The following is an 11,887-nucleotide window of genomic DNA, read 5'->3' as shown; positions in this document are numbered from 1 at the left end:
AGATCCCTGCATGATGAAACTATTCACCCGGGCAGCTGTGCTGCTGGTGATGGCACTGGTTGTCAGTGGCTGTAGCGAGCAACGTCAGTTAATTCACCTGACCGGCTCAACAATGGGGACCTATTATTCGATCAAGTTGATTGAGCAGGAAGGCTTACCGAGCGAAGTGGCACTTCAGAAAGAAATTGATCGCCGCCTTGAATTGGTTAACGATCAGATGTCGACCTATCGTGAGGACTCCGAGCTCAGCCAATTTAATCAGCATCAAAGCCGTGAACCTTTTGTTGTGTCGGCTGACACGGCGACAGTTGTCCGGGAAGCGATTCGCTTGGCAAAATTGACGGATGGAGCGCTGGATGTGACGGTTGGCCCCCTGGTTAACTTATGGAGTTTCGGACCGGAAGCCCGTCCGGATGTGGTACCGACGGATGAAGAGCTGAGTGCTCGCCGTCAGGAAATCGGCATAGAGCATCTGAAAGTCGAAGGTAACGCTTTGGTAAAAGATTTGCCCGGACTGTATGTTGATCTGTCATCCATTGCGAAGGGTTATGGCGTCGATGTTGTGGCTGACTATATTGCTTCTTTGGGTGTAAATGACTATCTGGTTGAAATCGGTGGTGAAATTCGCCTTAAAGGCAAGAATCTGGAAGGTGTGCCATGGCGGATAGCCATTGAAAAGCCAACAGAAGATGGCAGCCGTTCGATACAGGAAGTGGTTGAGCCGGGGGAAATGGCGGTGGCCACTTCGGGTGATTATCGTAACTATTTTGAAGAAAATGGTGTACGCTATTCACATCTGATAAATCCTAAAACAGGTAAGCCGATTACCAACCATGTGGTGTCAGTGACTGTGATGCATCCGAAAAGCATGACAGCAGATGCTCTGGCAACGGCATTTTCTGTAATGGGAGAAGAGAAAGCAATTGCACTGGCAAACCAAGAAAAATTGCCAGTTCTGTTAATTGTAAGTACGGAAGAAGGCTTTAAGGAATATGCCTCTGATGCCTTTACGACTTACATGCAGAAGAAATAAGTTGAGAGCATAGTATGTTGGTATATGTAACAACCTTTGGTGTTTTTCTGTTGGTCATAGTCGCTATGGCTGTCGGCTATATTTTCCAGCGTAAAACGGTAGCTGGTAGCTGCGGCGGCCTTGGCGCGGTTGGCATTGAAAAAGAATGTGACTGTCCTGAGCCCTGTGATAAGCGTTTGAAACGTGAAGCTCGCGCCGCCAAGCAGGAAGAATGGAAGAAAAATCAGATCATCTGATTATGACTGGCGTTCTCGCTGAGTAAAAAGCCCGTGGTTAAAACCGCGGGCTTTTTGTTGCTCGCTATCTGCAAGGTGAGCACATATAATACTGTGTATAAATACAGCTATCTATTATCCAGTCACATGTTGAAAGCCGATGTTATGTCAGATAAAAACGTGACCAACAGCCATCAACGGAAAATTATCCATGTTGATATGGACTGCTTTTTTGCGGCGGTTGAGATGCGCGATAACCCTGAACTGCAACATGTCCCTATTGCTATCGGTGGGCGATCTGAACAGCGGGGAGTGCTCAGTACCTGTAATTATCTGGCCCGGCAATTCGGCGTGCTTTCTGCTATGCCGACAGCTCAGGCGATGCAGCTCTGTCCGGACCTGGTACTGGTGCCCGGCAGGATGGCCGTTTATAAAGAGGTCTCGCATCAAATCAGGGCGATTTTCCGGCGCTATACCTCGCTGATCGAACCCCTTTCTCTCGATGAAGCCTATCTGGATGTCACAGACAGCCACCTGCACCGAGGTTCAGCGACTTTAATTGCTCAGGACATCCGTCAGGCTATCCGTGAAGAGTTGCATCTCACAGCTTCCGCAGGGGTGGCACCGGTAAAATTCATTGCCAAAATAGCCTCCGATATGAATAAACCGGATGGTCAGTATGTGGTGACGCCAGCCGGCGTGTCTGATTTTGTGGCCGAGTTGCCATTGGAGAAAATACCGGGAGTTGGCAAAGTCACCATCCAAAAACTGCACGATATCGGCCTGTATCTCGGCAAGGATGTACAAGCTTATGACAGGCGGGAGTTGTTAAAGCAGTTTGGCAAGTTTGGCCAATCACTGTGGGCGCGTGCACACGGCATTGATGAGCGTGACGTTGTGGTCTCGCGTGAGCGAAAATCTGTGGGTGTCGAGAGAACCTTTTCCCGCAATATTGTTGATTATGCTCAATGCTGGCAAGTCGTTGAGAAACTGTATCCTGAATTGGAAGCACGGCTCAGAAAAGTGCGTCCGGATCTGCGTATTGCCCGTCAGGGAGTCAAAGTGAAATTCGCCGATTTCCAGCAAACCACGGTCGAGCATAGTCAACCGATATTGCAGAAGCAGCAGTTCGCCGCTTTACTGACCGAAGCCCTGACCAGACAAAAAGGGCGGGAAATTCGCTTAGTTGGTATCAGCGTCGGGCTGGAATCGGGCGTCAAAGCGCAGCAATTGTCGTTTGACTGGTAGGTGTGTTTCAGGAAACTCAGGTTTTCCGGAACAGACAAAGGGGAGCGGATACGCTCCCCGCTGCATTTATCAGGCTTTCACCGGGATCTGTTTCAGGATGGCGACCATTTGCTCCCAGAACAGGCCAACGGTTTTAATGTTCACCTTTTCGTCGGGGGAATGCGGAAATTTAATGGTCGGACCGAAAGAAATCATATCCATGTTTGGGTACGGCTCTTTAAACAAGCCACATTCCAGGCCAGCATGGATCACCATGATATCCGGGATATTACCGTAAATCTCTTTGTAAGTGTCGCGGAACAGATGCATCACTTCTGAATCCGGGTCTGGTTTCCAGCCCGGATAGGCGCCGGAGAACTCACACTGTGCGCCAGCCAGCTGGGCCAGGGCGCTCAGCGCGTGTTCAACACTGCTACGGCCAGAGTCAATCAGAGAGCGGATCAGACACAGCAGGGTCACGCGGTCAGTCTCTGTGGTGATCACGCCCAGGTTCAGTGAGGTTTCAACGACACCGGGAATGTCGTCGCTCATGCGCACAACACCGTTCGGACAGGCATTGATCAGTGCCAGAAGACGTTGCTGGCTGTCTGCACAGAGCACATCTACAGGCAATTCGCTGTTTTCAACCGACAGTTTGATACCGGTTTCTACGTTACCCAGCTCGGTATTCAGTATGTTTTGGAAATGACCGAAGCGATCCTGCAGCGCATCAGCCTGTCTGGCTGGCAGCGTAACGATGGCAAAGGCTTCGCGGGGAATCGCGTTGCGCAGTGTGCCGCCTTTGAGGCTGTGTACTCGCAGCCCCAGCTCTGCGGCATGGGCAAACAGGAAACGTCCCAGCAACTTATTGGCGTTGGCACGGCCGGTGTGAATATCACAGCCAGAGTGGCCGCCTTTCAGGCCTTTGATCATCAGTTTGACAGCAGTGTGCTCTGCCGGAACCGTCTCACGCTCAATCGCCAGAGATAGCTCGGCATCAACGCCACCGGCGCAACCCATGTAGATTTCGCCTTCCTGCTCTGAATCGGTATTCAGCAGAATATCGCCTTCCAGCCAGCCTTCCTGCAGACCAAATGCACCTGTCATACCGGCTTCTTCATCAATAGTTAGCAGTACTTCCAGAGGGCCGTGCTCAATATCTTTCGAGGCCAGTACAGCCAGACAAGTTGCCATACCAATACCGTTATCTGCCCCTAAGGTCGTTCCTCTGGCGGTTACCCACTCACCGTCGATATAAGGCTGAATTGGGTCAGCAGCAAAGTCGTGATCTGTGTCTTCATTCTTTTGCGGAACCATATCAATGTGTGCCTGAAGCACCACGCCTTTGCGGTTTTCCATTCCCGCAGTGGCTGGCTTTGTAATAAATACGTTGCCAGTGGGATCTCGGCGTACGGCCAGGCCTTCGGTTTCAGCAAAACGTATGATGTGTTGAGCCAATGCTTCTTCATGCTTGGACGGGTGTGGTATAGCGCAAATTTGATCAAAGAATTGCCACACGATTTGTGGCGAAAGATGGCTGATTTCAGACACAGAACTCTCCCTAATAAACTGTCATTCATGCTGCCTTACCCGGACTATCATAGGGTGAATTTCCGGGACAGGCAGATGAATATCTTACCTCAGCCACAGGGAGCTTGCTATTAATCCACTTTGCTTTTCGCTAAATCTTAAATTGAGAGATCTGTACATTAAGGTGACGACCACTAGCGAGCAGTTGCTCACTGGCCGCCGCAATCTGCTGACCCTGTGAAACATGGCTGTGACTGTGTTCACTCAGTTGCGACAGGCTGATGTTAATGGCTTCTGTCGCATCGGACTGCTGCTGGCTGGCATCGGCAATGTGTTGATTCAGATCTCGAATTGTATGAATTTGCTGACTGATCGCTTCCAGTGCATTGGCGACATCCTGGGCATGTTTTACCGTACTGGCTGACTGCTCACTGGTCTGGATCAGGGCGTTACTGACATTGCTGGAGCGATTCTGCAGCCGGGTGATAATGGCTTCTATCTCATTGGTACTGGACTGAGTGCGGGTAGCCAGAGTACGTACCTCATCGGCGACTACGGCAAAACCACGGCCCTGCTCGCCAGCACGGGCTGCTTCAATGGCGGCATTCAGGGCCAGCAGGTTGGTCTGTTCAGCAATGTTGCGGATTACGTCCAGCACAGCTCCTATGGTTTCAGAGTCTTCGGCCAATGCTTGCGCACTTTTATTGGTTTCATCCAACAAGGCGAGCAGGGCACGCATTTCCTCTCCCGAGCGAGATACAACACTCAGCCCCTGTTCACTGTGAGATTGCGCTGTTGTTGCGGCATCGGCAGCTGTTGCTGCCGAGCGTGCGACTTCCTGGTTACTGGAATGCAGCTCTGTCATGGCCGAGGCGACGGAATCCACCCCCTGATGCGCCTGACTTGCACTCTCGGCCGTGGTGTTGGCGACGGCATTGAGCTGACTGGCGGCCGAACTGATATGTTCACTGACGGGTTCGACAGCACGCAGCATGTCGGTGATTTTATCGGCAAACTGGTTGTAGGCAGTAGCGATGAGGCTCAGTTCATCATTACCCTGAACCGGCAGGCGCCGGGTTAAATCACCTTCACCGCGGGAAATATCCTGCATGGCCAGCAAGGTGGATTCACACGGGGCGGTAATGCTGCGGCCTATCACTTTGGCCAGAAGCAGCATCAGGATCAATGAAGCGGCCAAAATGAGCCCGAGGCGTTGTAACTCTGTGTAAAACAGCGCTTTGACATCATCGACATATATCCCAGATCCCAGAATCCATCCCCAGGGGGCAAATCCTTTTACATAGGAAATTTTATCAACAGGCTCAGAGTGACCTGGTTTTTCCCACTGATAATCGACAAAGCCCTGGCTTTGCTGCCTGACGACGTCTGCCATGCTGACAAACAGTTTGTTGCCGAGCGGATCTTTGAACTGGGAGAGATCTTTACCGTCCAGTTCGGGTTTGAACGGGTGCATCACCATGTTGGGATGGTTATCGTTAATCCAGAAGTAATCATTATTTTCATAGCGAAGGCTGGCGATGGCCAGTTTTGCCTGCTGTTGTGCTTCAATGCGTGTCAGCTGGCCCTGAGTTTCCTGCTGGTAGTAGTAAGCCAGCAAACTGTGGGCACTCTCGACCAGGTTTCTGGTTTTATCTCGTTTTTGGTCCAGAAGGGTTTCCTGATAGCCAGATATAAAGGTAATCAGAGGGAGCAGGGTCAGAATGGTAATGATCAAGCCCAGCAGATACAGACGGCTGCTGATAGATAGTGAACGTAAGTGAAGGAGTTTTGTCATAGCGCTTTCTTCCTTGCTTGCACTCAGGCAAATGACCTTCACTGATGTTGTCTGCTTCTTCGGAAATTAGGTATGCCACTTTAGTCTCATTTGTGTGGATTTATGGCCTGATTAACATAGTTCGTGGTGTAATAAATTACCGATAATGGGTGTTATTGAGAGGTTTATTCACAAAAGTGTGACGTAGTTAAAGTTAAGGTTGTGATTAAATTACCAAATGGTTATTATTATCCCAAGTTGAAAAACGATAGTTAGCACAGGGAAAGGTCAGTGCATTAACTCCAGGGAACCGAGATTGGTGGCCAGGTTGCTCTCAATTAGCCTCCAGGCAATAAAAATATATTAGGAAGTCGTTGTCATGAATGTATATGAATCCACAGCAAAATTTTGGAACAATAAAGGCGTTTTCAGTGGTGCGTTTAGCTACCCGCGATCTTTTGGTTACTGATAATTGAATTGCTCACGGCACACATCCCCCTGATGTGCCTGCAACTTTAGCGTTGCGAACAGATGTTCACCCCCTAACTTTCAAGACTAATCAGATAATTGCTCTGCTGCAGTGACTGCTGCCGACAGAGACCCGATGACTTAGTTTTGCCGCCACCCGGGAAAGGGTGGCGTTTTTTTTATCTTCCGCTTAACTCATTTTACTTTCACCCGGCATTTTTGATGATAATGTTGTGAAAAGGAATGTATTCGATTACACCCTGCCTAACAGAGTAAAGACTTCACTCTTTATATATGATTAAGCGTTTGCTTTTGCTGTGAAAAATTTAATCGCTTAAATATTAATCATGAATGGTTAATTTTAACTTGTTGATTTTTATTATATTTAATGGGGTTTCGGTGTTGGGTTGGATTAAAATCAGCCATATATCTGACATTGACTGATATTTCTGACCCGTCTGGTAATTTACTACTGATAAGCCTATAATCGCCCCCCAAAATTACTGTGACGCAATCGTTTACTATTTGCTGTTATACTTTTTGCGTTTCAGAGGTAGCAAACACTTTTCTCCAAGGACCAGAGAGCAATGCTAGAGAAGCTGTTTAAGTTAAATGAAAACGGGACCAATGTTCGTACCGAAATGCTGGCTGGTGCGACGACCTTCCTGACGATGGCCTATATCATCTTTGTGAACCCGTCGATGCTGGCGGCGACAGGAATGGATAAAGGGGCCGTTTTTGTTGCAACCTGTCTGGCGGCGATGATCGGCTGTTTCATGATGGGCTTAGTGGCAAATTATCCGGTTGCTCAGGCGCCGGGCATGGGGCTGAATGCTTTCTTCACTTATTCCGTAGTTTTGGGAATGGGTCATACCTGGCAGGTGGCGCTGGCGGCGGTCTTCTTCTCGGGCCTGTGTTTTATCGTGCTCAGTCTATTGAAAGTCCGCGAGTGGTTAATTCATGCCATACCACTCTCGTTGAGGACGGGCATCACGGCGGGCATCGGGTTGTTCCTGGCATTTATTGCCTTGCAAAGTGCGGGGATTGTCGTCGATAACCCGGCAACGCTGGTTCAGGTTGGTGACTTCACCAGTTTCCCGGCAGCCATGGCAGCGCTGGGTTTCATTCTGACCATTGCACTGGTTCATCGCGGTTTAAAAGCTGCGGTTCTGATTGCCATTCTGATCATTACGGCACTGGGGATTTTGTTTGGTGACGTCCAGTACCACGGCATTGTTTCTTTGCCGCCAAGTCTTGCGCCAACCTTCATGCAGCTGGATTTCAGCGGTGCCATGGATGTAGGCCTGGTGTCGATCGTCTTTGCTTTCCTGTTTGTGGATCTGTTTGATACCGCCGGGACGCTGGTGGGGGCAACCACCAAAGCTGGCATGGTCGACAAAGACGGCAGGATGCCGCGCCTGGGTCGTGCGCTGCTGGCAGACAGTACCGCAACCTCCGTGGGTGCACTGCTGGGAACATCCAACACGACGTCTTACGTTGAAAGTGTTGCTGGTGTTGCGGCAGGCGGTCGGACCGGTCTGACGGCTGTGACTGTGGGTGTCTTGTTCCTGCTCGCGCTGTTCTTCTCGCCGCTGGCGGGCATGGTACCTGCTTACGCGACGGCCGGCGCATTGTTTTACGTCGCCATCCTGATGATGTCGGGGCTGAACAGCATTGACTGGCGTGACTTAACAGAAGCGGCACCTGTTGTTGTGGTCTGCCTGCTGATGCCGTTAACATATTCCATTGCAGAAGGGATCGCGCTGGGCTTTATCAGCTATGCAGCGATCAAGTTGCTTAGTGGTAAAGGACGCGAGGTGAATATCAGCGTCTGGGTTATTGCCGTGCTGTTTGCAGCTAAAATCATCTTTTTATAATTTGTTTATCGACCAGCGGTTTTTATTCGCTGATTTAGAGGTTCATCGGATATGAGTAATAAGTTCGTCATCACCTGGGACAACATGCAGAGTTACACACGCCAGCTGGCTGAGAAGCTGCTGCCGGCTGAGCAGTGGAAAGGCATTATCGCTGTGAGCCGTGGCGGTCTGGTACCGGCTGCCATTCTTGCGCGTGAACTGGGTATTCGTCATGTTGATACAGTCTGTATTTCAAGCTATGACCACGATCATCAGCGTGATATGAAAGTACTGAAAAAAGCAGAGGGTGATGGTGACGGCTTTATCGTGGTGGACGATCTGGTGGATACAGGCGGTACGGCTGAAATGATCCGTGCTATGTACCCGAAAGCAAAATTCGTTACCGTGTGCGCCAAACCTGCCGGTAAACATCTGGTTGATGATTATGTTGTCGATATTGCTCAGGATACCTGGATTGAGCAACCCTGGGATATGGCTGTGACTTATGTTGATCCAATTGCCAAGCGCTAAGTAAAACAGCTGCCCGGCATTTTTTCGAAAAGGAGCGAACAGGCTCCTTTTTTTGTGCCTGCCGTTTGGGGTAATGGCTGAGAAAACATATACAATATAGCCAGATTTAATGTTATCGCTGTGGTGGCGGTAGCAGGTTCTGAACCGACAAATGCAGGAGTCAATTGTGTCTGAGCCTTCTAAGGTAAACTTGTCTGAAAAATTGTTTGCTCCTCGTCAAACGACCAAAGAAACCTCGAGTCTGGTTAAACTGGCCCATACTTCATCCCAGGAAGTTCATAACGCGCTTGATGGGGACAGTGAAAGTGGCTGGTACCGGGTTCTGCGACGTCCGCAATGGATCTGGCAAGGCGTTGATCCTATTGAAATGGAAAGTGTCTTTGCCAAAATTGCCAGTGCCGAAGCACAACGCACCAATGATGAGCTGCTGGATACAGTGATCGGCTACAAGCCTGGTAACTGGGTCTATGAATGGTCGCAGCTGGGCAGTAAATACCAGCGCTTAAGCCGCGAGAGCCTGGATAAAGGCGACAAAGAACAGGCCGCTAAGCTGCTGCTTAAAGCGAGCACCCATTATGGTATTGCGGCCTATCCGCACCTGAAGGGGGATGAGCTGGCCGCCCAGGCGGAGCTTCAGGCGACCCTGACCTACAAAGATGCCACCGAACTGATGCCGCATCAGGTGAAAACCATTGATGTCTCTTACCAGGGCAAAAAATTTCAGGCTTTTATTCACTTGCCTTGTACCGACAAGCTGTTGCCGACCGTGATTGTCAGTGGTGGTCTGGATACATTGCAGACTGAGCTGTGGCCCTTGTATCAGGATTACTTCGGACCGGCCGGTTTTGCGATGATCACACTGGATATGCCATCGGTTGGCCACAGTGCGGCCTGGCCATTAACCGAAGATACCAGCCGGCTTCATCAGGCATTGCTGCAACAGGTGCGTGATGTGCCCTGGGTTGACCATAACAGGGTTGCGATGCTGGGGATACGCTTTGGCGGCAATGCTGCTATCCGGCTGGGGTTTCTGGAGCCGACACGGCTGAAAACAAGCATCAGTATTGGCGGTATTATTCATGGATTACTGAGCCAGCCTAAGTTGCTGAACAGTATGCCCAGAATGTATCTGGACATGTTTGCTTCACGGATGGGGAAAAACTGGGTGTCTAAAGCAAGCCTGGTTTCGCATATGAGCGCCTGGTCGCTCAAGCAGCAGGGGTTGCTTGCCCGTCGTAAAGTCGACATCCCTATGCTGGGCGTCAGTTTAAAAGATGATCCTGTTTGCCCTGAGACGGATAACCAGCTGATTGCTTTATCAAGCCGGGGCGGGAAAGCGGTGACTGTACCTGCGGCACCTTTGCACGATGGCTACCACAGAGCGATGAGCACGGTAGTCGACTGGTTGAAGGACACACTGTAAAGGTCGCTTTGTCTGGTCCGAGGATGTAAATAATATGTTGCCATTTCATTGGCCTTGTGCGTTAAATGGTCATTCCAACAAGGGATATTTTCAGAAAGTTGCGCTTTTTTTGAACTCCGACTAAGGATGGACATGCTATGCCAACACAAGTCATTTTTCCTCCTCATGGCCGCCTGATGACCAAGCTGACCGCGCTTGGCCCGTATCTTCGCCAGCAGCACTCATCCGAAGGGCATTTTTTCTTCGATTGTCTTGCCAGTTGCATTAATGCCAAGAAAGCACCGGAAGAACGTGAGTTCTGGGGCTGGTGGCTGGAAATGGTTGAAACAGCGGCCGGCTATCAGTATCGCTATTATTTCGGGCGTTATGACATCAATGGCGACTGGCTGGAAGATAAAGTGCCGGCCAAACACCTGGAGCCAGTTCAGCAGACTCTGGATGATTTTTATCAGAAGCTTATCACTTTGCTTGAACAGGAATACTCGCTGACGCTGAGCCCGGCCTCGGATCTGTCAGCACCGACTTTATCCGTTTCGGCCTGATTTTAGTATTAAACCCTGAAAAAACAGAAAATGCGCCGCTACCGGCGCATTTTTCTTGTGCTTTACGGTCGGGGTTGATAAAACAAATGCCATTCATCCGCATCCTTTTTGAATCTTCATGGCAGACAATCACGAAAAACACGCCAGTGAGCAAAGTGCTCACCATACAGAGAAAGCTGTAATACAGACCATAGTGGTGAAACTGGGGACCAGTGTGCTGACTGGCGGCACCCTCAAGCTGGACCGGGCCCATATGGTTGAACTGGTTCGTCAATGTGCTCATTTGCGACAGCAGGGGCATCAGGTGATTATTGTGACTTCCGGCGCCATTGCCGCAGGTCGCGAGCATCTGGGCTACCCTGAGCTGCCGAAAACCATGGCCAGTAAGCAGTTGCTGGCAGCCGTGGGCCAGAGCCGTTTGATTCAGGAATGGGAACAGCTCTTCAGTATTTATGGCCTGCATGTGGGTCAGATGCTGTTAACCCGTGCTGATCTTAATGACAGAGAGCGTTACCTCAATGCCCGGGATATGCTGCTGGCCTTGCTGGAGCACGGGATTATTCCTGTCGTGAATGAAAATGATGCCGTGGCAACGACTGAAATTAAAGTGGGTGATAACGACAACCTCTCTGCGCTGGTTGGTATTCTGGCCGGTGCAGACAAGCTGTTGCTGCTGACCGATCAGCCAGGGCTGTTTACTGCCGACCCGCGCAGCAACCCGGATGCGGAACTGATACGTGAAGTCCATACCATTGATGAAACCCTGCGTAAGCTGGCCGGTGGCAGTGTCGGCGGATTAGGCACAGGCGGTATGGCGACCAAACTGCAGGCGGCTGATGTAGCCCGCCGGGCAGGGATTGAAGTAATTATTGCTGCGGGCAGCAGACCGGAAGTGATTGCCGGAATAGTGAAGGGCGAGCAATTGGGCACGCATTTCCTGCCGCTGGAATCACCACTGGAAAGTCGTAAGCGCTGGATTCTGGCCGGTCCTCCTCCTGCCGGGGACATTATTGTTGACGCCGGGGCGGCTATGGCCGTGACACAGCGCGGCAGCAGCTTGCTGGCGAAAGGTATTACTGCGGTGAAAGGCGAGTTTGAGCGGGGCGAAGTGGCCCGCATATACAGCGCCGATGGCATTTTGCTGGCCCGCGGCATTAGCCGCTATTCAAGCCTGGATATCGCGAAAATTGCCGGTAAACACAGCCAGGATATCCACAAGGTGCTGGGTTATGAATACGGGCCGGTTGCCGTACACAGGGATGATCTGGTACTGATATAACCAGAAACA

General features: G+C 50.5%; 10 protein-coding genes. 8 read left to right on the top strand and 2 right to left on the bottom strand.

The window, feature by feature from the left end:
- The first annotated feature begins 13 nt into the window (after positions 1-13).
- From KCG43_RS05640 to dinB, 3 genes are all read left to right on the top strand, one after another.
- A complete protein-coding gene (locus KCG43_RS05640) occupies positions 14-1,033 on the top strand; it encodes an FAD:protein FMN transferase (protein ID WP_218383895.1) in 1,020 nt (339 codons plus the stop codon).
- A gap of 14 nt (positions 1,034-1,047) precedes the next feature.
- Entirely contained in the window at positions 1,048-1,269 is a 222-nt protein-coding gene (gene nqrM / locus KCG43_RS05635) for a (Na+)-NQR maturation NqrM (protein ID WP_027253869.1), read from the top strand.
- 144 nt (positions 1,270-1,413) lie between these two features.
- Positions 1,414-2,496: a DNA polymerase IV gene (gene dinB, locus KCG43_RS05630; RefSeq protein WP_218383801.1), complete on the top strand. Its 1,083-nt coding sequence runs from the start codon at positions 1,414-1,416 to the stop codon at positions 2,494-2,496.
- A 69-nt stretch (positions 2,497-2,565) separates the two neighbouring features.
- Here the strand turns inward: dinB and KCG43_RS05625 are convergent, their stop codons facing one another.
- The gene (locus KCG43_RS05625; RefSeq protein WP_192014649.1) at positions 2,566-4,026 is read right to left on the bottom strand and encodes an aminoacyl-histidine dipeptidase; all 1,461 of its coding nucleotides are present in this window, start codon (positions 4,024-4,026) and stop codon (positions 2,566-2,568) included.
- Positions 4,027-4,156: 130 nt separating this feature from the next.
- On the bottom strand, positions 4,157-5,800 hold the full coding sequence (locus tag KCG43_RS05620) for a methyl-accepting chemotaxis protein (RefSeq protein ID WP_218383799.1): 1,644 nt from the start codon (positions 5,798-5,800) through the stop codon (positions 4,157-4,159).
- Between the two features lie 1,034 nt (positions 5,801-6,834).
- Between KCG43_RS05620 and KCG43_RS05615 the strand changes: the two genes are divergently transcribed.
- From KCG43_RS05615 to proB, 5 genes are all read left to right on the top strand, one after another.
- Positions 6,835-8,124, top strand: a complete 1,290-nt coding sequence (locus tag KCG43_RS05615) for an NCS2 family permease (protein ID WP_192014651.1) — start codon at positions 6,835-6,837, stop codon at positions 8,122-8,124.
- Positions 8,125-8,175: 51 nt separating this feature from the next.
- The gene (gene gpt, locus KCG43_RS05610; RefSeq protein WP_192014652.1) at positions 8,176-8,634 is read left to right on the top strand and encodes a xanthine phosphoribosyltransferase; all 459 of its coding nucleotides are present in this window, start codon (positions 8,176-8,178) and stop codon (positions 8,632-8,634) included.
- A gap of 166 nt (positions 8,635-8,800) precedes the next feature.
- Positions 8,801-10,057, top strand: a complete 1,257-nt coding sequence (gene frsA, locus KCG43_RS05605) for an esterase FrsA (protein ID WP_192014653.1) — start codon at positions 8,801-8,803, stop codon at positions 10,055-10,057.
- A gap of 137 nt (positions 10,058-10,194) precedes the next feature.
- Positions 10,195-10,599 carry a sigma factor-binding protein Crl gene (gene crl / locus KCG43_RS05600; protein ID WP_218383798.1) on the top strand — a complete coding sequence of 135 codons (405 nt, stop codon included), beginning with the start codon at positions 10,195-10,197 and terminating at the stop codon, positions 10,597-10,599.
- Positions 10,600-10,717: 118 nt separating this feature from the next.
- Entirely contained in the window at positions 10,718-11,878 is a 1,161-nt protein-coding gene (gene proB / locus KCG43_RS05595; protein WP_192014655.1) for a glutamate 5-kinase, read from the top strand.
- Positions 11,879-11,887 lie beyond the last annotated feature (9 nt).

Source organism: Photobacterium sp. WH24, assembly GCF_019204055.1.
Taxonomy (GTDB): Bacteria; Pseudomonadota; Gammaproteobacteria; order Enterobacterales; family Vibrionaceae; genus Photobacterium; species Photobacterium arenosum.
This window is presented reverse-complemented; position numbering and strand designations above follow the sequence as displayed.

Bases quoted from the DNA above. Each gene is read 5' to 3' on its own strand.
- KCG43_RS05640 (WP_218383895.1), top strand. From the start codon at position 14: ATGAAACTATTCACCCGGGCAGCTGTGCTGCTGGTGATGGCACTGGTT.
- nqrM (WP_027253869.1), top strand. From the start codon at position 1,048: ATGTTGGTATATGTAACAACCTTTGGTGTTTTTCTGTTGGTCATAGTC.
- dinB (WP_218383801.1), top strand. From the start codon at position 1,414: ATGTCAGATAAAAACGTGACCAACAGCCATCAACGGAAAATTATCCAT.
- KCG43_RS05620 (WP_218383799.1), bottom strand. From the start codon at position 5,800: ATGACAAAACTCCTTCACTTACGTTCACTATCTATCAGCAGCCGTCTG.
- KCG43_RS05615 (WP_192014651.1), top strand. From the start codon at position 6,835: ATGCTAGAGAAGCTGTTTAAGTTAAATGAAAACGGGACCAATGTTCGT.
- gpt (WP_192014652.1), top strand. From the start codon at position 8,176: ATGAGTAATAAGTTCGTCATCACCTGGGACAACATGCAGAGTTACACA.
- crl (WP_218383798.1), top strand. From the start codon at position 10,195: ATGCCAACACAAGTCATTTTTCCTCCTCATGGCCGCCTGATGACCAAG.
- proB (WP_192014655.1), top strand. From the start codon at position 10,718: ATGGCAGACAATCACGAAAAACACGCCAGTGAGCAAAGTGCTCACCAT.